The 22,804-nt window shown below is 64.0% G+C and carries 21 protein-coding genes; 14 read left to right on the plus strand and 7 right to left on the minus strand.

What is annotated here, in order from left to right:
- The 4 genes from E2583_RS17150 to E2583_RS17165 all read left to right on the plus strand — a co-directional run.
- A partial coding sequence (locus tag E2583_RS17150) for a crotonase/enoyl-CoA hydratase family protein (RefSeq protein WP_291597425.1) occupies positions 1-770 on the plus strand: 770 nt, incomplete at its 5' end.
- 21 nt (positions 771-791) lie between these two features.
- Positions 792-2,117 carry a serine hydrolase gene (locus tag E2583_RS17155; protein ID WP_291597426.1) on the plus strand — a complete coding sequence of 442 codons (1,326 nt, stop codon included), beginning with the start codon at positions 792-794 and terminating at the stop codon, positions 2,115-2,117.
- A gap of 140 nt (positions 2,118-2,257) precedes the next feature.
- Positions 2,258-2,731: a MarR family winged helix-turn-helix transcriptional regulator gene (locus tag E2583_RS17160; protein WP_291597427.1), complete on the plus strand. Its 474-nt coding sequence runs from the start codon at positions 2,258-2,260 to the stop codon at positions 2,729-2,731.
- Between the two features lie 52 nt (positions 2,732-2,783).
- Positions 2,784-3,200: an organic hydroperoxide resistance protein gene (locus E2583_RS17165; RefSeq protein ID WP_057093717.1), complete on the plus strand. Its 417-nt coding sequence runs from the start codon at positions 2,784-2,786 to the stop codon at positions 3,198-3,200.
- On the opposite strand, the gene E2583_RS17170 is transcribed toward E2583_RS17165, so the two are convergent.
- Positions 3,197-3,862 carry a 2'-5' RNA ligase family protein gene (locus E2583_RS17170; protein WP_291597428.1) on the minus strand — a complete coding sequence of 222 codons (666 nt, stop codon included), beginning with the start codon at positions 3,860-3,862 and terminating at the stop codon, positions 3,197-3,199. The two genes, E2583_RS17165 and E2583_RS17170, sit on opposite strands and share 4 nt — an antisense overlap.
- 177 nt (positions 3,863-4,039) lie before the next feature.
- Between E2583_RS17170 and E2583_RS17175 the strand changes: the two genes are divergently transcribed.
- Positions 4,040-5,074, plus strand: coding sequence for a serine/threonine protein kinase (locus E2583_RS17175; RefSeq protein ID WP_291597429.1), 1,035 nt, complete (start codon positions 4,040-4,042; stop codon positions 5,072-5,074).
- Positions 5,075-5,102: 28 nt separating this feature from the next.
- Here E2583_RS17175 and E2583_RS17180 read toward each other — a convergent pair whose 3' ends face one another.
- Together E2583_RS17180 and E2583_RS17185 are read right to left on the minus strand one after the other, a co-directional pair.
- Positions 5,103-5,564 carry a hypothetical protein gene (locus E2583_RS17180; protein ID WP_291597430.1) on the minus strand — a complete coding sequence of 154 codons (462 nt, stop codon included), beginning with the start codon at positions 5,562-5,564 and terminating at the stop codon, positions 5,103-5,105.
- A gap of 1 nt (position 5,565) precedes the next feature.
- Positions 5,566-6,300 (minus strand): TetR/AcrR family transcriptional regulator, encoded by a 735-nt coding sequence (locus E2583_RS17185; protein WP_291597431.1) that lies wholly within the window; start codon positions 6,298-6,300, stop codon positions 5,566-5,568.
- A 93-nt stretch (positions 6,301-6,393) separates the two neighbouring features.
- On the opposite strand from E2583_RS17185, the gene E2583_RS17190 reads away from it, so the two are divergent.
- Entirely contained in the window at positions 6,394-7,602 is a 1,209-nt protein-coding gene (locus E2583_RS17190; RefSeq protein ID WP_291597432.1) for an MFS transporter, read from the plus strand.
- A gap of 6 nt (positions 7,603-7,608) precedes the next feature.
- On the opposite strand, the gene soxR is transcribed toward E2583_RS17190, so the two are convergent.
- Positions 7,609-8,076: a redox-sensitive transcriptional activator SoxR gene (soxR, locus tag E2583_RS17195; RefSeq protein WP_291597478.1), complete on the minus strand. Its 468-nt coding sequence runs from the start codon at positions 8,074-8,076 to the stop codon at positions 7,609-7,611.
- Between the two features lie 202 nt (positions 8,077-8,278).
- Between soxR and E2583_RS17200 the strand changes: the two genes are divergently transcribed.
- Both E2583_RS17200 and E2583_RS17205 read left to right on the plus strand, forming a co-directional pair.
- Entirely contained in the window at positions 8,279-8,773 is a 495-nt protein-coding gene (locus tag E2583_RS17200; RefSeq protein WP_291597433.1) for a RidA family protein, read from the plus strand.
- A 19-nt stretch (positions 8,774-8,792) separates the two neighbouring features.
- Entirely contained in the window at positions 8,793-10,001 is a 1,209-nt protein-coding gene (locus E2583_RS17205) for an MFS transporter (RefSeq protein WP_291597434.1), read from the plus strand.
- Between the two features lie 112 nt (positions 10,002-10,113).
- Here the strand turns inward: E2583_RS17205 and htpG are convergent, their stop codons facing one another.
- The 3 genes from htpG to E2583_RS17220 all read right to left on the minus strand — a co-directional run bounded on the left by htpG (position 10,114) and on the right by E2583_RS17220 (position 15,143).
- Positions 10,114-12,063: a molecular chaperone HtpG gene (gene htpG / locus E2583_RS17210; RefSeq protein WP_291597435.1), complete on the minus strand. Its 1,950-nt coding sequence runs from the start codon at positions 12,061-12,063 to the stop codon at positions 10,114-10,116.
- A gap of 311 nt (positions 12,064-12,374) precedes the next feature.
- The gene (locus E2583_RS17215; RefSeq protein WP_291597436.1) at positions 12,375-14,327 is read right to left on the minus strand and encodes a pseudouridine synthase; all 1,953 of its coding nucleotides are present in this window, start codon (positions 14,325-14,327) and stop codon (positions 12,375-12,377) included.
- Positions 14,328-14,411: 84 nt separating this feature from the next.
- Positions 14,412-15,143 (minus strand): Crp/Fnr family transcriptional regulator, encoded by a 732-nt coding sequence (locus tag E2583_RS17220; RefSeq protein ID WP_291597437.1) that lies wholly within the window; start codon positions 15,141-15,143, stop codon positions 14,412-14,414.
- A 226-nt stretch (positions 15,144-15,369) separates the two neighbouring features.
- On the opposite strand from E2583_RS17220, the gene E2583_RS17225 reads away from it, so the two are divergent.
- The 6 genes from E2583_RS17225 (at position 15,370) to E2583_RS17250 (ending at position 22,744) form a co-directional block, all read left to right on the plus strand.
- The gene (locus tag E2583_RS17225; RefSeq protein ID WP_291597438.1) at positions 15,370-17,307 is read left to right on the plus strand and encodes a long-chain fatty acid--CoA ligase; all 1,938 of its coding nucleotides are present in this window, start codon (positions 15,370-15,372) and stop codon (positions 17,305-17,307) included.
- Between the two features lie 11 nt (positions 17,308-17,318).
- The gene (locus E2583_RS17230; protein WP_291597439.1) at positions 17,319-18,104 is read left to right on the plus strand and encodes an ABC transporter ATP-binding protein; all 786 of its coding nucleotides are present in this window, start codon (positions 17,319-17,321) and stop codon (positions 18,102-18,104) included.
- A gap of 10 nt (positions 18,105-18,114) precedes the next feature.
- Positions 18,115-19,044 (plus strand): branched-chain amino acid ABC transporter permease, encoded by a 930-nt coding sequence (locus E2583_RS17235; RefSeq protein ID WP_003050785.1) that lies wholly within the window; start codon positions 18,115-18,117, stop codon positions 19,042-19,044.
- Between the two features lie 17 nt (positions 19,045-19,061).
- Entirely contained in the window at positions 19,062-20,126 is a 1,065-nt protein-coding gene (locus E2583_RS17240; protein WP_291597440.1) for a branched-chain amino acid ABC transporter permease, read from the plus strand.
- Between the two features lie 260 nt (positions 20,127-20,386).
- Positions 20,387-21,703, plus strand: a complete 1,317-nt coding sequence (locus tag E2583_RS17245) for an ABC transporter substrate-binding protein (protein WP_291597441.1) — start codon at positions 20,387-20,389, stop codon at positions 21,701-21,703.
- 201 nt (positions 21,704-21,904) lie between these two features.
- The gene (locus tag E2583_RS17250; protein ID WP_291597442.1) at positions 21,905-22,744 is read left to right on the plus strand and encodes an ABC transporter ATP-binding protein; all 840 of its coding nucleotides are present in this window, start codon (positions 21,905-21,907) and stop codon (positions 22,742-22,744) included.
- Positions 22,745-22,804 lie beyond the last annotated feature (60 nt).

A 22,804-nucleotide genomic window follows, 5' to 3' on the forward strand; every position in this document is an offset into this window, starting at 1 on the left:
GTGAAGTCCGCGGCCATGTGCTGCTGATCGGCATCAACCGCCCGGCCAAGCGCAATGGCTGGACGCCGGCCATGTTCCAGCAACTGGCAGAGGCCTACACCCGGCTCGACGACGAGCCAGAGCTGCGCGTGGGCCTGCTCCATGCTTTTGGCGAACATTTCACGGCGGGACTGGATCTGCCCGTCATCGCCGAATTCATGAAGACTGGTCAGAAAGCCATCCCTGCCGGCCTCGTGGAGCCGCATGACTATGGCCTGCCCGGCTACCGCCGCCGCACCAAGCCCATGGTGGCCGCCGTCAAGGGCATCTGCTTTACCGTCGGCATAGAGCTGATGCTGGGCGCCGATATCGTCGTCGCTGCCGACAGCAGCCGCTTTGCACAGATGGAAGTACAGCGCTGCATCATGCCCACGGGCGGCGCCACGCTGCGCATGCCCGAGCGCGCCGGCGTGGGCAATGCCATGCTGCATCTGCTGACCGGCGACGCGTTCGATGCGGCCGAAGCCCTGCGCTGCAACTTTGTGCAAAAAGTGGTGCCTGCGGGCCAGGAACTGGACGAGGCTTTTCGCATTGCCGAGCGCATTGCCGCCCAGGCGCCGCAGGCCGTGGTGGCCACCCGCCTCAATGTCCTCAAGGCCATAGAGCTGGGCCAGGCCGCCGCCGTGGCCGATTTCATCCCCGTGCAGCAGCGCCTGGCCAATAGCGAGGACGCCGCCGAAGGCGTGCGCTCCTTCATCGAGAAACGCCCAGCCCGTTTCACAGGTCGTTAATTCCCATTCCAGGAGGTGATGATGCGTTTGAAGTCCTACACACGCAAGACGCTGGTGCCGCTTGCACTGACAGCGACGGTTTTTGCAGCCCAGGCCCAGACTGCGGCAGCCGCGCTGCCCGACCCGGCCAGCACCAGCGTGCAGGCCCTGGGCTGGATGCAGGGCTTTCCGCCTGCAGCCGACAAGCTCATCACCTTCGACAACCCCGTTGGCAACACCTTCCCCCGCATACGCTGGACCTTCTCGCATATCCGAGAAATCGCGCCCACAGCCAATGTCTGGCGCGGTCCCGGTGCGCCCAGCACCCTGCGCTCGGCACCGCTCGACATCGAGCAAGTGCGCTTCAAGGTCATGGGCACGGGCGAAGAGCTGAGCTTTGCCCAGGCCCTGGATCGCAACTACACCGACGGCATTCTGGTCATGCACAAGGGCCGCGTGATCTATGAAAAATATCTGGGTGCGCTGGAGCCGCAGCGCCCGCACCTGGCAATGTCGGTCACCAAGTCCCTGGTCGGCACCCTGGCCGCCCTGCTGGCCCACGAAGGTGCCATCAAGCCCGAGGCTCCGGTGACTGACTATCTGCCCGAGATGAAGAACACCGCCTATGGCGACGCCACGGTACGTCAGGTGATGGACATGACGATCGGCGTGAAGTACTCCGAAAACTATGCCGATCCCAAGGCCGAAATCTGGGACTACGCGCGAGCCGGAGGCATGCTGACCCAGGGCAGAGACTATGCCGGCCCCAGGAGCTTCTACGACTTCCTGCAGACCCTGCAGAAGGAAGGCGAGCATGACCAGGGCTTTGCCTACAAGACCGTCAACGCCGAGGTTCTGGCCTGGATCGTGCGCCGCGCCAGCGGCAAGCCTCTGGCCCAGCTGCTGTCCGAGCGCGTCTGGAGTCGCATCGGTGCCGAACAGGACGCCTACTTCATGGTCGATCGCATCGGCACGGAATCGGGCGGCGGCGGCCTCAACACCACGCTGCGCGACCTGGCCCGCTTCGGCGAGCTGATGCGCAACGAAGGCCGCTCCGCGAGCGGCCAGCAGGTACTGCCCAGGGCCGTAGTCCAGGACATTCGCCGCGGCGCCGACCCGGCAAAGTTTGCGAAGGCCGGCTATGCCACGCTGCCCGGCTGGTCGTATCGCAATATGTGGTGGGTCTCGCACAACCCCAACGGGGCCTATATGGCGCGTGGGATTCACGGCCAGGCCATCTACATCGACCCCAAGGCCCAGATGGTGGTGGTGCGCTATGCCTCCCACCCGATTGCGGGCAATGCGGGCATAGACCCGACCAGCCTGCCCATGTACCAGGCCCTGGCCGATGCTTTGACGGCCCGCTGAGCACAGGGCCGGACTGACACTGCGGCAGGCCCCGCTCTGGAAGCCTGTCAGCGTGGCGCCGCTGCGACACCCCGCTCGCTTGCGGCGACCTCCTGCAAGTTAAATTGCACGCAATTTAATTGTCTGCAATAATTCAATCCATGCGATCCGATGACAACCCTCTCCCCGACAGCTCCGAGCTGCTGCGCCTGGACAATCAGGTCTGCTTTGCGCTGTACTCGGCATCGCTGGCCATGACCAAGCTCTACAAACCCTTGCTGGATGCCATAGGCCTGACTTACCCTCAGTACCTGGTCATGCTGGTGCTCTGGGAAGGCGACCAGCTCACGGTCTCGGAACTGGGCGAACGTCTTTACCTGGATTCAGGCACGCTGACGCCCCTGCTCAAGCGACTGGAGAGCGCAGGCCTGCTGGCACGCCAGCGCGATGCACAGGACGAGCGCCGCGTGCGCATCGCCCTCACGGATACCGGCCGAGCACTGCGCGCAGAGGCCGAAAAAATACCTGCCTGCGTGCTTCAGAGCACGCAGTGCACACTGCCCGAACTGCAGGCCCTCACGGACCAGCTCGGCACACTGCGCGCACGGCTGGCGCCGCGCCGCAGCCACTCCTGACGATTTCCTCCACCCGCCCGTATTGCCGGGCAATCTCGCAAAGGAAGACACCATGGCCCAACTCGACAAGGTTCTGTACACCGCCCACGCCCACACCACCGGCGGCCGCGAAGGCGCTTCGCGCACCGATGATGGCCGCCTGGACATCCAGCTGAGCTCGCCCGGCGGCGCCGGCAAGGGCACCAACCCCGAGCAGCTGTTTGCCGCCGGCTATTCCGCCTGCTTTATCGGCGCCATGAAGGCCGTCGCAGCTCGTCAGAAGATCACCCTGCCCGCCGACCTGTCGGTGGATGCCGAAGTCGATCTGGGTCCCGTGGGCGAAGTGTTCGGCATCGCTGTGCGCATGAAGATCAGCCTGCCCGGCATGGACAAGGCTGCGGCCCAGCAACTGGTGGACACTGCTCACCAGGTCTGCCCCTACTCCAATGCCACACGCGGCAATATCGGCGTGACACTGACCATCGCTTAAAGCGGCTCAGACCAAAGGGCACCGGGCGCAGCCACATAGCGCCCGGTGTCCAGTTCGAGGACGCCCTCCAGCGTCAGCGGCCCCGCAATATCGACCGCCGCATAGCGGGCCAGCGCCAGCTGCTTCACCTCGAAAACCGGCAAGTCCCGTGGCAGTGCCAGCAACTTGTCCACAGCCTCGCGCAGCGGCAGCCTTCTCGCATAGTGGCCCAGGGTTACATGGGGCACATAGCGCCAGCCCGGCGCGGGCTCTGCAGGCACCAGTGCTGCATGCAGCTGCTGCAGGCATTCCTGCCCCTCGCCTACGCCCAGATAAGGCACGGTGGTAAAGCTGCCAGCCCCCGCGATCTGCACGGCAAAAGGGCGCAGCCGCAGGCTTTGCAGCATGGCGACATCGGCGCGCAGCGCCAGCCGGTCATATTCCCGCGCCGCATGCTCGTCCCCTACCCCGCACAGCCCTCTATAGGCCAGCGTGATATGCGGCTGGCGTGCATGACGCGGCAGCAGGTCATCACCGAGCCTGGATCTGGCCTGCTGCAGCACGGACTCCAGACCATGACCTTGCAGCATCACCACCCAGACCGCACACCAGGGGCAACCTTGATGCCACTCGGCAAAATCCCGGTCCTCGCAGGGCTGTGAAAATGCTTCGCTCTCTTGCATGCAGGCAGTGTGCCAGCACGGGCGACATGCACGGCATTCCGGTCAGTTTCCCGGGATTTCCGGCCGCCAGCACCCGCCAGAAAAACGGCAACAGCTATCAAATCAAAAGCAATTTTGCCCACGCATGTGCCATGCCATCCGGTTCGCAAGAGCCTGTTTGAGCCTGACAATGCGGGGATGAGCGATACCCAAGACCCTTCTCACCCCTATGCGGACCTCACGCCGGACTGCGTGATCGATGCACTGTGCAGCACGGGCCTTGTGCCGGACGGGCGGCTGACGGCGCTGAGTTCCTATGAAAACCGCGTCTATCTGGCCCACCAGGACGAGGGCGACAAGGTCGTCGCCAAGTTCTACCGCCCAGGCCGCTGGAGCCGTGCCCAGATCGAGGAAGAACATGCCTTCTCGCAGGAGCTGGCGGACAGCGAAGTGCCCGTGGTGGCGCCGCTGGTGCTGCAGGCTCAGACCGTGCACGAACATGCGGGCTTTCTGTTCAGCATCAGCCCCTGGCGTGGCGGGCGTCGCCCCGAGCTGGACGACTGGGAGGTGCTGGAATGGATAGGCCGCTTTCTGGCCCGCATCCACACCGTGGGGGCCGCCCAGCCCTTCACCCATCGCCCGGCGCTGAACCTGAAAAGCTTTGGCTACGAATCCATGCACTATCTGCTCGAACATGAGGTCGTCGCGCTCGAAGTACGCAGCCGCTGGCAGCAGGCTTGCGACAAAGCTCTTTCATTGATAGCGCCATCCGCTGATGGATTAAGCGCTGCAGGCCATTTTTGCTTGCATTCTGCGACGCAGATTCGCCTGCATGGCGACTGCCACCCGGGAAACATTCTCTGGACGCCTCTGGATGACGAAGGCCATGGCGGCCCGCATTTTGTCGATCTGGACGATGCACGCAGCGGCCCCGCCGTGCAGGATCTGTGGATGCTGCTCTCGGGCGACCGAGGCCAGCAGACCCAGCAGCTGTCGGCCCTGCTCGAGGGTTATGAGCAGTTCCGCAGCTTCGACCGGCGCGAGCTGGCGTTGATCGAGCCTCTGCGCACCTTGCGCCTGCTGCATTACAGCGCCTGGCTGGCGCGCCGCTGGCAGGACCCGATCTTTGCCATCAACTTCCCCTGGTTCGGCAGCACCGACTACTGGCAGGGCCAGGTGGACATGCTGCACGAACAGATCGAAGCCCTGCAGCAGGAGCCGCTTTACGCCTAGGGAGCCTTCAGCCGATATCTTCAAGGAGCTAGCAGCGCCCCTGCAAACGGCACTCTGGCACGAGCTGCCCACGTGCATCGCGCCATTGCACGGCATCGTCACTCTGCACGGGGACGGCGGGTGGTGCGGGCTGCGCCTCTGGTGCCTGCGGGCGATGGGGATCATGCAGCACGGTGGAGGATCCCACCCCGACACCCACGCTGGCACCGCCCACGCCGGTGGACGCGCCGACGCCGGCACTGCCCAGCACCTGCCCGCGCTGGTTGACGCCCACCCCCACGCCGACAGGCCCGACTCCCGTGCCGACGCCGGCGCTGAGGCCACCGCTGCCAAGACCCACGCCCACAGAAAACGGCCCCACCGGAATCCCGACCCCCACCCCGGCTCCGACGGAGCCGCAGGCGGGCAAGACCAGCACCAGAGCAGCGGCGCAGACCGTGCTCAGGATTCTGTGATGACCGGGCTTGATGGCGACTGGCATGCAATGCATCTCACTGATGTTGAACAACCACATTGTCACCGGCCGCACCTGCAAAAAGGTTATCGATCAGTAACTCGACCAAGGGCTTGAGGGCCAGTTTCTGCGAGCCCTCGGAGGCCAGCAGGTTGTTGTGCACCAGCGCCATCCAGAACGGGCTGGCCAGCAGCTGGGCACTGTGGCTGACCGAACGGGTCCTGAGCTCCCCCTCCTTCACGGCCAGCGCCAGCAGATCCTGCACATAGTTCTGCCAGGCGTCAAAAGCCAGCTCTTTGTAGAGCCTGGCCAGTTCGGGCGCATGGCGCGCCTCGCTGAGCACCAGACGTGCCAGCATCCCGCGCTCGCTGCTGTCCACGGCCTCCAGCGTCGGCAGCAGACTGCGGCGCAGAAAGGCACGCACCGTCTCGCCCTTGCGGCGCCTGAGCGGCCGGTAGACGGCCGAATGCCGCAGCGCATGCTCCACCACGCCCCGCAGCAGCTCATCCTTGGACGGGTAGTAGAGGTACAGCGTGCCCTTGGCCACCTGCGCGCGGCAGGCAATGCGCTCCATGGTGCTGCGGGCCACGCCGCACTCCACGAACTCGGCCAGTGCGGCCTCCGCAATCTGCTGTCGCGTCTGCGCCGTCTTGTCGAGACTCGGGCCACGCCTGCGCCGCCGAAGCGTTGCTCCCGTGCCGATATCCGGGTCTGCACCAGGGGCAGCCGTCGCGCCATCCGTCCCGCGCGGAAATCCTTTTCTAGAATTCATAAAATTGACCAATCAGTCATTTTTAATAATTCTAGGTCAATCCGACCGGCCCACACCGGACATGCGGACGACTGCCCCACCGATCTCTGCCCAATGCAATCCCGTCTGAGTCCCTATGCCTGGGTGTGCTTTTCCATGTGCGTTGGCGTCATGGGAACGGCGCTTGCCAGCCCGCTCTATCCGCTCTACCAGCAAGCCTGGGGTCTGCAGCCCAGCCACATCACGCAGATTTTCGTGACCTATATGCTGGGCGCCTTGATCAGCCTGCTGTTTCTGGGCCGTCTGACCAACCTCTTCGGCTTCCTGAAAGTCCTGCGCCTGGGGTTGATGGTGATGACCGTGGGCGTCATCGGCTCGGCCCTGTCCTGGAATGCCTGGAGCCTGGGTGTCTCCCGCTTCGTCATCGGTCTGGCCTCGGGCCTGATCACCACCTCGGCCTCCATCGGCATGACCCAGCTCAACAACAAGGGGGACCTGCAGCGTGCGGCCGCAACCACCAGCCTGACGATTGCCTTCGGCTTCGGTCTCGGGCCCGTGGTTGGGGGCCTGATGGCGCAATGGGTGCCGCTTCCCCTGGTCAGCAGCTATCTGCCGCCCATCGGGCTGAGCTTTATCGGCATCCATGCGCTGTTCAAGATCCAGCTACCGGCGGCCCGTCCGCCCCTCCGCAGCGAGCCCGGCCTGACACTGAAAGATGTTCTGCCCAGCATCTCCCAGCCACGCAAGCCTTTTCTCCATCACTACGCGCTGGGCTGCATGGCGGCCTTTTCCGCCTTCGGCATGTTCAGCCTGTTTGCCGCCATGGCCCCCAGCTTCATGGCCCAGATGCTGCCCTGGCATGGACCTGCGGTATCGGGCCTGTCCATCGGCGTCATCCTGTTTCTGTCGGCAGGCATTCAGCTGGTCGCCCGGCCCTACCCCACCAAGCGACTGATCGTCATCGGCTTCTCCGCGCTGGCAGCGACCAATGCCCTGCTGGTGCTCAATCTGTTTGCCGGCTCGCCATGGCTGTTCGCACTGAGTGTGCTGAGCATGTCCTGCGGACATGCCCTGTGCAATCTGTCAGGCATGGCCGTGGTCAACAAAGTCTCCAAACCCGTCAACCGCACAGGCCTGCTGTCCACCTATCTGGTCGTGGGCTATGTCGGCACCATCGTCCCCATCCTGGGCATGGGCTGGCTGTCCGACCATATCGGCCTGACGGGCGCACTGATAGCCTTCTGTGCCTGTCTGGGCCTGCTGTCGACTCTGCTGGGGGTCATCAGCGCACGGGCACGCGTGTTGCCCGTGCCCCGCCAATAGGGCCGGCTATCTGAAGTGCGGGCCTGCGCCCTGCGCCGCCAGACAGTCGTGGTCGTTGCGCAGCGGGCAGGCCTGCAGCGACAGGCAGCCGCAGCCGATGCAGGAGTCGAGCTGATCCCTGAGCTGGGTCAGCATGGCGATGCGTGCATCGAGCTGTGCCTGCCAATGCAGGGACAGACGGCTCCAGTCGGCCTTGCCGGGCACACGGTTGGCAGGCAGATGGGCCAGTGCCTGTGCAATCTCGGACAGGGGCACGCCCATGCGCTGAGCCACCTTGATCACGGCCACCCGTCTCAGTACCGCTCGCGCGTAGCGGCGCTGATTGCCGGCAGTGCGCACACTCTCGATCAGGCCCTGCTTCTCGTAGAAATGCAGGGCCGATACCGCCACCCCGCTGCGGCTGGCGACTTCTCCCACGCTGAGATCCGGCAGGCCTTCCGCCTCGGCCACCAGAGCGTTGCCGCATCCCTTCATGGTGCCGGCCTCTTCACACTTCACCGTCATCTCCCGCTGCATTCCCGTTGTCTCTGCCTGGCACGCCATGGTCACCATCCTGTGTGGTCATACAAACCTCTTGACCTCAAGTTTAGTTGAGGTTTAACAATGCCAACAGCTTCCGGAATCCCCGCCTGCCGTTGACGGGCCCTGCCGGACAAGCCTTTCCAGAAAGACTTTCATGGACGCCAAGCCCAGTTTCATTGCCCAAGCCCCTGCCCCGCAACCGTGCCATCTGCAGCCTGCCGGTCTCTATGACAGCCTGCCCAACGGCTACACCCATGTCGTCACCGCCCAGGAGCCGCTGCGCTGGCTCTTCGTTTCGGGCCAGGGCGGAGAGAACGCCCTTGCCGAGCTGCCAGACAACTTTGCGCAGCAGGCTGCGCAGGCTCTCGCCAACATCAAGACCGCCCTGTCCGCCGGTGGCGCGGACATGGGACATGTGCTCAAGCTCACCGTGCTCATCGTCGATCACTCGCTGGAGCGCTTCGAGCACTGGCAACGTGCCGTGAGACAGCACTGGGGCAGCGGCGAGCCCGGAGACCGGCGACCACGCTTTCCGGCCTGCACCCTGATTCCCGTGCCCAAGCTGGCCCTGCCCGGCATGCTGATCGAGGTGGAGGCCACCGCGGCCCTGCCCATGGCAATGGGCGCCAGAGCCGCCATGCCCGCCTGACCCTGCACCTGATCCCCTCATGAAAACCACAACACCAGCGGCCACCGCAGTCCTCTCCAGAACCACCCTGCTGCTCATGGCCACGGCCTGCGGACTGTGCGCCGGAGCCAATTATTTCAACCAGCCCCTGCTCAACTCCATGGTCCAGCATCTGCGGATCAGCGATGCCCAGGCCTCCAGCACCGTGACCATGGCCCAGGTCTCCTACGGCCTGGGACTGCTGTTTCTGGTGCCGCTGGGCGATATGCTGGAGCGCCGCCGCCTGGTTCTGACCCTGATGCTGCTGGCCGCCTGCGGCATGCTGCTGTCGGGTATCAGCGGCCTGGCAGGCAGCTTTGCGCTGCTGGCCGCCGGCACTCTGATGGCAGGGGTGTTCTCGGTGGCCGCCCAGGTGCTGGTACCCATGGCCGCCACCTTTGCGGCACCGGGTGCCAGCGGGCGTGCCGTCGGCCTGGTGATGAGCGGCCTGCTGATCGGCATTCTGGCCTCGCGCAGCGTGGCGGGGATTCTGTCCGACCTGGGCGGCTGGAGCACTGTCTATTGGGTGGGGGCCGTCAGCACCGCCTTCATGGCCGTGCTGCTGGCACGGGCCCTGCCCAGGGCGGCTCCGCCCGCGCCTGTCAGCTATGGCGAGGTCATGAAGTCCCTCGGGGACTTGCTGCGCCGGCATCCGCGCCTGCGCAGCCGCGCGCTGATCGGCGGCGCCGGATTTGCCACCGTGAGCGTGCTGTTCTCCACCATGGCACTGCTGCTGGCCGGGCCGGGCTTTGAACTCTCGGATCTGATGATCGGCCTGATCGGCATCGTGGGCATTGCCGGCGCGCTGATGGCCAATATCGCCGGACGCATGGCCGACAGGGGGATGGAGCAGTCCACCACACTGACCGGCGGCATTCTGATGCTGCTGGGCTGGCTGTGCCTGTGGCTGGGCGGCCGCAGCATCTGGTGGTTTCTGCTCGGCCTGCTGGTGGTCGACGGCGCCTTGCAGGCCCTGCACATCAGCAACCAGAACGTGGTCTATGCATTGGCACCCGAGGCCCGCTCGCGCATCAACGCCGTCTACATGACCACCTACTTTCTCGGCGCATCCATCGGCTCGGCGCTGGGCTCGTGGGCCTGGCTGGCCTATGGCTGGAGCGGCACCAGCCTCATGGGCGGCCTGCTGGGGCTGCTCACTGTGGCCATGGTGCTCTGGGATCGCAGCCTGCTTGCCCGTTCACGCAGCTAATCCATTTTGATAGCTGGCCGCTCTCTACCGATGAGCGATACAGCCAGAAATCATCAAAAAACCCCGCAGAGCCTCCACGCTGCGGGGTTTTTTATCGGGGTGACTGAACCGTTCAGGCCAGCAGCGCGTTCACACGCTTGACATAGGCGGCCGGGTCCTCGGGCATGCCGCCCTCGGCCAGCACGGCCTGGTCGAACAGGATCTGTGCCAGATCGTGGAAGTGGACGGAGCCGTCCAGCTTCTTGACCAGGGCATGATCGGGGTTCACCTCCAGCACCGGCTTGGTCTCGGGAGCGGCCTGGCCAGCCTGCTTGAGCAGGCGCGCCAGCTGCAGGCTCATGCCGCCGTCGCTGACCACCAGACAGGCGGGCGAGTCGACCAGGCGGCTGGTGGCGCGCACGTCTTCGGCACGGTCCTTGAGGGCTTCCTTGAGCTTGGCCAGCACGGGCTTGAAGGCTTCGGCGGCTTCCTCGGCCGCCTTCTTCTCTTCCTCGTTCTGCAGCTTGCCCAGGTCCACGGCCCCCTTGGCCACGGACTGCAGCGGCGTGCCGTCAAAGTCGTGCAGATAGTTGAGCGCCCACTCGTCCACGCGATCGGTCATCAGCAGGACTTCGATGCCCTTCTTCTTGAACACTTCGAGCTGCGGGCTGTTCTTTGCTGCCGCCAGGGTGTCGGCCGTGATGTAGTAGATCGCGTCCTGACCCTCCTTCATGCGAGCCTTGTAGTCGGCAAACGAGGTGTTCAGGCCTTCATGCGTGGTGGTGGCGAACCGCAGCAGCTTGGCAATGCGTTCCTTGTTTCCGAAATCCTCGCCCAACCCTTCCTTGAGCACGGCGCCGAATTCTCGATAGAACTGGCTGAACTTGCCTTCCTTGGCCTTGTCTTCTTCGCTGACCACATCCTGCACGCCATCCGCGCCTTCGGCTGCGGCTTCGTGCCTGTCGTGGCGCGCCAGGTCTTCCAGCATGGAGAGCACGCGCTTGGCCGAACCGTCTCGGATCAGGCGCACATCGCGGCTTTCCTGCAGCAGCTCGCGGCTCACGTTCAGCGGCAGGTCGGCAGAGTCGATCACGCCCTTCACAAAACGCAGGTACTGGGGCATCAGCGCCTCGGCATCGTCCATGATGAAGACGCGCTTCACATAGAGCTTGATGCCGGCGTGCTTGTCACGCTGGTACAGATCGAACGGGGCCTTGGCGGGGATGTACAGCAGCTGCGTGTACTCGGTGTTGCCTTCGACGCGGTTGTGGCTCCAGGTCAGCGGGTCTTCGAAGTCATGGCTGATGGCCTTGTAGAACTCCTTGTACTGCTCTTCCGTGATGTCCTTCCTGGCGCGGGTCCACAAGGCGCTGGCCTTGTTCACGGTTTCCCACTCGCCGGTCTTGACCATCTCGCCGGGCTGATCGTTCTCGCCGTCCTTCCACTCTTCCTTTTCCATCAGGATGGGCAGGCTGATGTGGTCGGAATACTTGGAGATGACCTGCTTGAGCTTGTAGCCGTTGAGGAACTCCTGGGCGTCGTCGCGCAGGTGCAGGATGATGCTGGTGCCGCGCTGGGCGCGTTCGATCTGCTCGATCTCGAAGTCGCCCGTGCCGCCGCTGATCCAGCGCACGCCGGCCGATGCCGGCGCACCGGCACGGCGGGTTTCCACGGTGATCTTGTCCGCCACGATGAAGCCCGAGTAGAAGCCCACGCCGAACTGGCCGATCAGCTGCGAGTCGGCCTTCTGGTCGCCACTGAGCTTTTCCATGAAAGCCTTGGTGCCGCTCTTGGCAATCGTGCCCAGGTTGTCGATCGCTTCCTGCTCGCTCATGCCGATGCCGGTATCGGTGATGGTGAGCGTGCGCGCTGCCTTGTCGAAGGATACGCGCACTTCCAGCTCGGGCTGATCGCCGTAGAGGCTGGCGTCTCCCAGCGCTTCAAAGCGCAGCTTGTCGCAAGCATCCGACGCATTGGAAATCAGCTCGCGCAGGAAGATTTCCTGGTTGGAGTACAGCGAATGCGTGACCAGGTGCAGCAATTGGGCCACTTCGGCCTGGAAGGAATGGGTTTGCTTTGTCATGTCTTTGTGAGCGAAGAACTGAAATCAAACGCCGCCCGGAGATTCTCTCAAGGCGATCCGCAGACTTAGCTAGGGCCTGCCCCGGAAATTTCAAGGGCGCTTCGGGCAAGAAAAAAAGCGCAAGCGCCGATTCAAAAAGAATAGCTACTTACGCTTTCCATAAAAGGGATAGATGCCGATTTCCCTTTAGAACCGGCACCTCTCGAAACCAGAGACAGCGAGCAACAGACGTCCCGCCGCAAGGCCTTCACCTCTCCCGAAGAGACAGAGGGAGGGCTGTGCCCCCCGGGCGCGAAGCGCCCTAAGGGGTGTCAGAAGCTTTCATGCGCAGCCAGATAGCGCCACTGGCCCGTGGGCAGATTGCCCAGGGTCACGCCGCCGATACGGATGCGCTTGAGGCCCACGACCTTGAGGCCCACCAGCTCGCACATGCGGCGAATCTGGCGCTTCTTGCCTTCGGTCAGCACAAAACGCAGCTGCTCCGGGTTCTGCCAGTCCACCTGTGCCGGCTTGAGCGGCTGCTCGTCCAGCGACAGGCCGTGGCGCAGCAGAGCCAGCTTCTCCTCGGGAAAGACGGACTGCACGTCCACATCGCGATCGCCGAAGGTCACGCGCACCAGGTATTCCTTGTCGACTTCCGAGTCCTCGCCAATGATCTGACGCGCCACGCGGCCATCCTGCGTCAGCACCAGCAACCCTACCGAGTCGATGTCCAGACGTCCGCAGGGAGCCAGACCCTTGAGCTGGCTGAAGTTGAAGCGCGTCTTGCTGCGGTCTTCGTTCCAGCGGTTCTCGTTCGTGATCAGCACCACGGCAGGTTCATGGCCGTCCTCGGCCTGACCGCTGACATAGCCCATGGGCTTGTTCAGCAGAATGGTGACCTGCTGATCCTGGCGCTCCTGAGCCTTCCGGTCGATCTCGATCCTGTCGCCAGGCACCACGTTCTGGCCCATGGTTGCGACTTCGCCGTTGACCGTGACCCAGCCGTTTTCCACCCACTCATCGGCCTCGCGGCGCGAGCACAGACCCATGTCGGCAATGCGCTTGTTGATGCGCAGGGCTCCGGGACGATCGTCCTGGCGCGCTTCCACTTCGGGCGCGCGCTTGACGGGAATGGCACGATCCGAGCCATCGGCTGCGGGACGATAGGTACGAATCCCGGTGGTGGGCCGGCGTGTGGCCTCCGACACGAACGAGCCGGGGATGTGGCGCTTTTCGGGCTCGCCACCACGCTCGTCGCGGCGACTGTCGCGGTGCTCTCCACGGCGCTCGTCATTGCGGCGCTCGCTACCGCGGCGGTCACCACGATCCAAGGAGCGGCCTTCGGGACGGCCACCGTAGCCACGGCTCTGTGGACGATCACCAAAGTCGCGGCCCTGCGGGCGATCACCACCACGGGACGGGTATTCGCGGCGTTCGCCGCCTTCGGAGCGGTCCGGGCGACCCAAACCACGGTTTTGCGGACGGTCACCAAAGTCACGGCCTTGAGGACGCTCGTCGCGGCGGCCTTCAAAGCGATCACCGCCACGACGTTCGCCGTCGCGTGGACGGAACTCACGGCGTTCGCCACCTTCGGAGCGCTCAAAGCGGCCCTGGTCGGGTCGGCCAAAACCGGACGAACGTGGACGGTCACCAAAGTCGCGGCCGCCTTGAGGACGCTCATCACGGCGGTCTTCACGAGGACGGAATTCACGACGCTCTGCGCCTTCGGAGCGCTCAAAACGGCCCTGATCGGGCCGGCCAAAACCGGACGAGCGTGGACGGTCACCAAAGTCACGGCCGCCTTGAGGACGGTCATCACGGGGACGGAACTCGCGGCGCTCGCCCGCGCGATCACCATCACGCGACTCGCCATAGGGGCGGAAACCTCGATCACCGCCGCCAAAGCGACGCTCGCCGCCTTCGGCAAAGCGGTCATCGCGATCAGTGCGGGGACGCCGCTCGTCACGCTGCGAGAAGCCGCCGCGGCGTTCGCCGTCGTCACGGACAGGACGTCCGCCATCGGGGCGACCCAAACCGGAAGCGCGGGGGCGCTCGTCGCGCTCACGCTGAGGGCGTGCGCCACGCTCGCCACGCAGGCCTTCGCCGCGCGGGCCGCGATCGGATCCGCCTGCGGGCCGGGCGCCACGGGCTGCAGCGGGCTTTTCCGCCTTGGCTGGCTTGGCCGGTGCACGCAAAACAGGGCGCGCCGACGATGCATCGGAGGGCGCGGAGGAATTGCCAGCACCAGGGGTGCCGGACTCTTTAGGAGGTTTGACTGACATTTGGGCGTAATTGTCTCGCGACGCGCGGGCGCGAGGCGAGAGTTATCCACAATTCCAGCACGGAGCTAGGTTATAGGACAGGCCTCATGCCAGCGCCCTGCGCGATGCGCTGAACTCGCCATGGCGCAGCGACTCCAGGTCCAGCACGCGCAGGCCGCCATATTCGATCTGGATCACGCGCTCGCGCTGCAGCACCGACAAGGCCTCGTTCACACGCTGGCGCGACAGGCCGACCAGATTGGCCAGTTCCTGCTGGGTGATGCGCAGAATCTGCCCCACGCCGGGGTAGAGCAAGGGGTTGAACAAGGCGGCCAGACTGCGCGCCACGCGCAGATCGGGGTTGCTCATGCGGTCGATCTCGCGCGCCGCGATGAACTGCCCGAGTCGCTCGTTGAGCTGGTTCATCACAAACCGGTTGAAGCCTATGGAGTGATCGAGCAGCCAGTGGAACATGTCTATGGGCAAGCCGCCCACGACGCTCCTGCGAATGGCCTGCACGTTGTAGCGGTAGGGCTCTCGCTTGATGACCGTGCCCTCGCCAAACCAGCCGCCGGGCGGCAGCCCGGCCAGCGTCATGCTGATGCCGTCGGCGCTTTCGGTGTTCATCTTGAGCAGACCGTCGACCACCCCGAACCAGTAGGTCGGCGGGCGCCCCGTGCGGCAGACATAGTCACCGGGCTCGGCATCGCCGACGAGCAGCACGCGCGCCACATTCTCACGCTCCAGCGGCAGCAGGACAGGCCACCAGGGAATGCCATCGAGTTCTGAGCTCAAAGGCTTGCGCCGCCTTTGGTGCAGGGACAGTTCTTGACTCATGTCGAGCAGCATTGCCAAAGCCGCGCTGGCGCAACAGCGGGATTTCCACGAGGCAGCAAATGCGCCATTTTCAGCAGCATTTGTTACAGCGGATTTTCACTATGCAGACTTTCCCTCAAATTGTCGTCAAACAGACATCTTGACGTCAAAGTCACCCATAGCATGCCTGCAAGACTTTCGTGAAGGGTAGCCGCTGCGGCTCAGCCCCCAACCAAGAGGATCAGGCATGACAACCACGTTCCCGCAACTGCTGCTCAAGCACGCGACAGAACGCCCCGATGCACCCGCACTGCGCGAGAAGGAGTACGGCATCTGGCAGACCTGGAGCTGGCGCGAAGCTGCGCAAACCGTGCGCCACATGGCTTGCGGCCTGCGCGCGCTGGGGCTCGAACGCGGCCAGAACCTGGCCTTCATCAGCGACAACCGGCCCCATGTCTACATGGGCTTTCTGGCCGTGCAGACCTGCGGCGCCGTGCCCATTCCGCTGTACCAGGACGCCGTGGCCGCCGAGATGCGCTTTGTGATGGAAGACGCCGAGATAGCGTTTGCCTTCGCCGAGAACCAGGAGCAGGTGGACAAGCTGCTGGAGGTACGCGAGAGCGTGCCAGGCATTCGCCACATCATCTACGACGACCCGCGCGGCCTGCGCAAGTACGAACAGCCCGGGCTCATCAGCACCCAGGAACTGCTGGCCAAGGGCCAGGCGTGGGACGCACAGCACGCAGGAGCCTACGAGGCCATGGTCCAGGCCGTCTCGCCGGACGATGTCTCGGTCATCCTCTACACCTCGGGCACCACGGGCAAGCCCAAGGGAGTGTGCCAGACCCATGCCAGCTTTGGCGAATCCGCCCGCGGCGGCGTGCAGACCGATGACCTCAAGGCCTCGGACAATGTGATCTGCTACCTGCCCCCGGCCTGGGTGGGAGACCACCTGTTCTCGTTTGCGCAATGGCTGGTGGCGGGCTTCACCATCAACTGCCCGGAATCCGCGTCGACCATCGCCATCGACCTGCGTGAAATCGGACCCAGCTACTACTTTGCACCGCCGCGCATTTTCGAGGGCATGCTGACCTCGGTTTCCATCCGCATGGAAGATGCGTCACCGCTCAAACAGTGGATGTACGCAAGGGCCATGCAGGTGGCGCGCCGCGTAGGCTCGGACATCCTGGACGGAAAGAACGTCGGCACCCTGGACCGGCTCAAGTACCAGCTGGGCAATCTCTTCATCTACGGACCGCTGCGCAACGCCATGGGCCTGTCGCGCATCCGCGTGGCCTACACGGCAGGTGCCGCCATCGGACCGGAGCTGTTCCGCTTCTTTCGCTCCATTGGCATCAACCTCAAGCAGCTGTATGGGCAAACCGAGACCTGTGCCTATGTCTGCCTGCAGCGCGACCGCCAGGTGGAACTCTCCAGCGTGGGCCAGGCGGCACCGGGCATCGAGCTCAAGATTGCCGACAACGGCGAGGTGCTGGTCAAGGGTGTCTCCGTGCTCAAGGAGTACTACAAGCGCCCCGATGCCACGGCCGAGGTGATCGATGCCAGCGGCTACTTCCATACCGGCGATGCCGGGGTGATCGACGCCAACGGCCAGCTGCGCATCATCGACCGGGCCAAGGACGTGGGAAAGACCAGCCGTGGCGCCATGTTTGCGCCCAACTACATCGAGAACAAGCTCAAGTTCTTCCCGCATATCAAGGAAGCCGTGTGCTTTGGTCATGGCAAGGACGAAGTCTGCGCCTTCATCAACATCGACTACGAGGCCGTGGGCAACTGGGCCGAGCGCCAGGGCCTGCCCTACGGTGGCTATGTGGACCTGGCCAGCAAGGCCAAGGTGCTGGAGCTGGTGGCCGATTGCATCGACAAGGTCAATGCCGACCTGGCCAGCGAGCCCGGCATGGCCGACACCCAGGTGGCGCGCTTTCTGGTGCTGCACAAGGAGCTGGACCCCGATGACGACGAGCTGACGCGCACCCGCAAGGTGCGCCGCAACTTCATCGCCGACAAATATGGCGTGCTGGTGGAGGCACTCTACTCCGGCAAGCAACAGCAGTTCATCGAGACCCTGGTGAAATTCGAGGACGGTCGCACGGGCAGCGTCAGCGCCACGCTGACCATCGTCGACGCCAGGCGCCACCCGGCTTCGGCCAAGGCCGCCGCCTGAGAGGAATTTTCATGACTACAAGAACCAGCGGCGACGTGATCCTGGATATCAAGAACATCAGCCTGCGTTTTGGCGGCGTCAAGGCCCTGACCGATATCTCGTTCAATGTCAAAGAGCACGAGATCCGCTCCATCATCGGCCCCAACGGCGCCGGCAAGAGCTCCATGCTCAACTGCATCAACGGCGTCTACACGCCGTCCGAGGGATCCATCACCTTCCGCGGCCAGACCTTCAGCCACATGAACAGCCGCCAGGTGGCCGAGATGGGGGTCGCACGCACCTTCCAGAACCTGGCGCTGTTCAAGGGCATGAGCGTGATCGACAACATCATGACCGGCCGCAATCTCAAGATCAGGAGCAACATCCTCCTGCAGGCCCTGCGCATCGGCCCTGCGCAGCGCGAGGAGATGCAGCACCGCGAGTTCGTCGAACACATCATCGACTTCCTCGAGATCCAGGCCTATCGCAAGACGCCTGTGGGCCAGCTGCCCTACGGCCTGCAAAAGCGCGTGGACCTGGGCCGGGCCCTGGCCATGGAGCCGCAGGTGCTGCTGCTGGACGAGCCCATGGCCGGCATGAACGTGGAAGAGAAGCAGGACATGTGCCGCTTCATCCTCGATGTGAACGAAGAGTTCGGCACCACCATCGTGCTCATCGAACACGATATGGGCGTGGTCATGGACATCTCAGACCGTGTCGTGGTGCTGGACTACGGCAAGAAGATCGGCGACGGCGCTCCCGATGAAGTACGCAACAACGAAGACGTGATCCGCGCCTACCTGGGCGCGGGCCACTGAAGGAGCAGTCATGGGATTTTTCTTAGAGACATTGTTCGGTGGCCTCATGGTGGGCACGCTGTACGCACTGATCGCCATCGGCTTCGTGCTGATCTTCAAGGCCTCGGGCGTCTTCAACTTTGCGCAAGGAGCCATGGTGCTGTTTTCGGCCCTGGCCATGGCGCGCTTTTCGCAGTGGATTCCCGGCTGGCTGGGCATGGAGCCCGGCGTCGTTGGCAACCTGCTGGCCATCGTCGTCACTCTGACGCTGATGGTGGGCGTGGCCTGGGTGATCGAGCGGCTGGCCCTGCGCCATCTGGTCAATCAGGAGCCCATCACCTTGCTGATGGCCACGCTGGGCATTGCCTATCTGCTCGACGGCCTGGGCCCCATGGTCTTTGGCAGCGAGGTCTACAAGATTGACGTCGGCATGCCCAAGGACCCCGTCTTCATCATGGACAGCCTGTTTCAGGGCGGTGTGATGATCAGCCTGGAAGACCTGTATGCGGCCTGCATCGCCGCCATCCTGGTGATCTGCCTGAGCATCTTCTTTCAGAAAACCAAGACCGGGCGCGCCCTGCGTGCCGTGGCCGACGATCACCAGGCCGCGCAGTCCATCGGCATTCCGCTGTCGCGCATCTGGGTCATCGTCTGGTCGGTGGCCGGTGGCGTGGCTCTGGTCGTCGGCATCATCTGGGGCAGCAAGCTGGGCGTTCAGTATTCGCTGTCGCTGGTGGCCCTGAAGGCCCTGCCCGTGGTGATTCTGGGCGGCCTGACCTCGCTGCCCGGCGCCATCATCGGCGGCCTGATCATCGGCGTGGGCGAGAAGCTCTCCGAGGTCTATATCGGCCCCATGGTGGGCGGCGGCATCGAGACCTGGTTTGCCTACGGCCTGGCCCTTTGCTTCCTGCTGGTGCGGCCCCAGGGCCTGTTCGGCGACAAGATCATTGACCGCGTTTAAGGCCGGAGGAGCAACAGATGTTTTATCGTGAAAACGGCCAGTTCAAGACCAGCTATGCGGCAGACCAGCAGATCTTCGGCGTCGCGCAGGACCGCTGGGTCATCCTGCTGATCCTGGCGTTTGCCTTCCTGGCCATCCCTTTCATCGCCAGCGACTACACCTTCCAGGCGATTCTGATCCCCTTTGTCATCATGTCGCTGGCGGCGCTGGGCCTCAACATCCTGGTCGGCTACTGCGGCCAGATTTCGCTGGGCACCGCCGCCTTCATGGCCGTGGGTGCCTATGCGGCCTACAACCTCCAGGCCCGCATCGAAGGCATGCCCCTGCTGGTGGCGCTGATCGGCGGCGGCCTGGTGGCCATGGTGTTCGGCGTGGTGTTCGGCCTGCCCAGCCTGCGCATCCGCGGCCTGTACCTGGCCGTGGCCACGCTGGCTGCCCAGTTCTTTGTCGACTGGCTTGCGACCCGTGCGGCCTGGGTGACGAACAACTCCTCTTCCGGCTCGGTCAGCGCCAAGCCGCTGGCCATTCTGGGCTGGGCCATCGACACGCCCATGGAGAAATACCTGCTCTGCCTGGTCATCCTGTGTCTGCTCGGCCTGGCCGCCAAGAATCTGGTGCGCAGCTCGGTCGGCCGTGAATGGATGGCCATGCGCGACATGGACGTGGCGGCGGCCGTGATCGGCATCCGCCCCACCTACGCCAAGCTCTCGGCCTTCGCCGTGAGCAGCTTCATCGTCGGCGTGGCCGGTGCGCTCTGGGGCTTTGTCCACCTGGGCGCCTGGGAACCCGCTGCCTTCAGCCTGGACCGTTCGCTGCAGCTGCTTTTCATGATCATCATCGGCGGCCTGGGTTCTGTCGTGGGCAGCATCTTCGGTGCCGCCTTCTTTGTGCTGCTGCCGCTGCTGCTCAACCAGGTGCCCCACTGGCTGGGCCTGCCGCTGTCCACGGCCACGGCCACCTATCTCGAGCACATGATCTTTGGTGCACTCATCGTGTTCTTCCTGATTGTGGAACCCCACGGATTGGCCAAGCTCTGGGCCACGGCCCGTCAGAAACTGCGTGTCTGGCCCTTCCCGCATTGAGCATGAAACACCTCCCGGGTCACCGCGCGCCTTGCGGCCCATGCACGATGCCCTCTCCTATTCCGGAGGGCGAGGGCTTGCAGGCAGCCGGCGACCTCCTCGCTGCGGGGCGGCATGGCCGGTCCCGCTCCTGGCGCGATGCCACGAAGCGAGTCATGCCGGATCAGGGAGCGTTGAGCTACCTCAGTATTCTTTTCTTCAAGACACCGCAGAGTGCCTGCAACCGGGACCGCGTCCCATACAACCCAAGGAGACCGTCGATGATGTTCAAGAAAGTTGCGATTGCTGCCGCTGCTGTTGCTGCGGGCATGGGAGCCCTGATGGCCTCGCCTGCCGCTCAGGCACAGGAGCAGTTTGTGCCTCTGCTGGTGTATCGCACGGGCCAGTTCGCGCCCCTGGGGATTCCATGGGCGGACGGCAAGCAGGACTACCTCAAGCTGGTCAATGCCAAGGGCGGCATCAACGGCGTGAAGATCAAGTTCGAGGAATGCGAAACCGCCTACGACACGGCCAAGGGCGTGGAATGCTACGAGCGCCTGAAGAACAAGGACGGTGGTGCCTCCGGCTTTGACACCCAGTCCACCGGCATCACCTTTGCCGTGACCGACAAGGCCCCTGGCGACAAGGTGCCGGTGGTCACCCCGGGCTATGGCCTGTCCCAGTCCGTGGACGGCAGGGTCTTCGAGTGGAACTTCCCGCTGCTGGGCAACTACTGGACTGCGGCCGACTCCATCGTGCAGGACATCCTGAAGAAGGAAAAAGGCAGCCTCAAGGGCAAGAAGATTGCCCTCGTCTATCACGACTCGCCTTACGGCAAGGAACCGATTCCGCTGCTGGAAAAGCGCGCTGCCAAGGACGGCTTTGAGCTGATCAAGCTGCCCGTGACCGCGCCCGGTGTGGAGCAGAAATCCACCTGGCTGCAGATTCGCCAGAACCGTCCCGACTATGTGCTGCTATGGTCGGCTGGCGTAATGACGCCCACAGCCGTGCGTGAGGCACAGGCCACGGGCTACCCGCGCGAGAAGATGTATGCCGTGTGGTGGGGCGGCTCCGACCATGACGTCAAGGACATCGGTGCCGGCGCCAAGGGCTACAACACGGTGACCATCCACAACACGGCCGAAAGCGACAAGGTGCATGGCGACATCAAGTCCATGCTCTACGACAAGGGTCAGGGTACGGCCAAGGACGCCAAGGAGCTGGGTCAGCTGGCACATACCCGCGGCATGGTGATCTCCATGCTGCAGGTCGAAGCCATCCGCACCGCACAGGAAAAGTTCGGCAAGGGCAAGGTCATGACCCCCGAGCAGGTGCGCTGGGGCCTGGAGAACCTGAACCTGACGCAGGAGCGCCTGAACGAGCTGGGTTTCGGCAAGATCATCCGCCCCTTCAAGACCAGCTGCGACAACCACCTGGGTGCCGACTGGGCGCGTATTGCCACCTGGGACGGCGCCAAGTTCAAGGTCAGCTCCGACTGGTACCAGGCCGACAAGTCCATGGTCGATCCGCTCTACAAGGAGTTCGCGGACAAGTACGCCAAGGAAAAGAACGTCAAGGTAAGGACCTGCACCCCCTGAGGCGCCTCGCGCCTTGCCCCTCTGCGGCGCTGAGCGCCCGAGGGGCACCATCCCCGCAACGGGGCGAGCGGCCGGCATCGGCCCTTGCATGATGCCTCGGTGCAAGGCTCGCCTCGTCGCAAATGGATTGATAAAAATCAGCCTAAATCGCTGACCCATCAAGCGTATATAGCTATCTATTTTGAGTTACCAGGTGACCGCATGACCGATAACGCGCACACAGTCTCCACGTCCCCGCAGGCCACGCCGCTGGTGGAAGTCAATGGCATCGAGGTCATCTACAACCATGTGATCCTGGTGCTCAAGGGCGTTTCGCTGCAAGTGCCGCACCAGAGCATCGTGGCCCTGCTGGGCGGCAATGGCGCGGGCAAGACCACCACGCTGCGCGCCATCTCCAACCTGCTCAAGGGCGAGCGCGGTGAAGTCACCAAAGGCGGCATCACGCTGGAGGGCGAGCAGATCGCCAACCTCTCGCCGGCTGAACTCGTCAAGCGTGGCGTGGTACAGGTCATGGAAGGGCGTCACTGCTTTGCCCACCTGACGATCGAGGAAAACCTGCTCACCGGCAGCTACACCCGCAGCGACAAGGGCGAGATTGCCGCCAATCTGGAGAAGGTCTACAACTACTTCCCGCGCCTCAAGACCCGGCGCACCAGCCAGGCCGCCTACACCTCGGGCGGCGAGCAGCAGATGTGCGCCATCGGCCGGGCGCTGATGAGCAACCCGCGCATGGTGCTGCTCGATGAGCCCTCCATGGGGCTGGCACCGCAGATCGTGGATGAGGTGTTCCACATCGTCAAAGACCTCAACAGCAAGGAGAAAGTCACTTTCCTGCTGGCCGAGCAGAACACCAACATGGCCCTCAAATATGCCGACTACGGCTACATCATGGAGAGCGGACGCATCGTCATGGACGGCTCCGCCAGGGATCTGGCCAGCAACGAGGACGTCAAGGAGTTCTACCTGGGCGTGGGCGGCGGCGAGCGCAAGAGCTTCAAGGACGTGAAAAGCTACAAGCGCCGCAAGCGCTGGCTGGCGTAACGGATACCCCCTGAGCGGCTGCACCGCTTCCCCCAAGGGGGGACGACAGCCTCGCTGCGC

It is taken from the genome of Comamonas sp. (genome assembly GCF_009360615.1).
In the GTDB taxonomy this organism is placed as follows: domain Bacteria; phylum Pseudomonadota; class Gammaproteobacteria; order Burkholderiales; family Burkholderiaceae_C; genus Comamonas.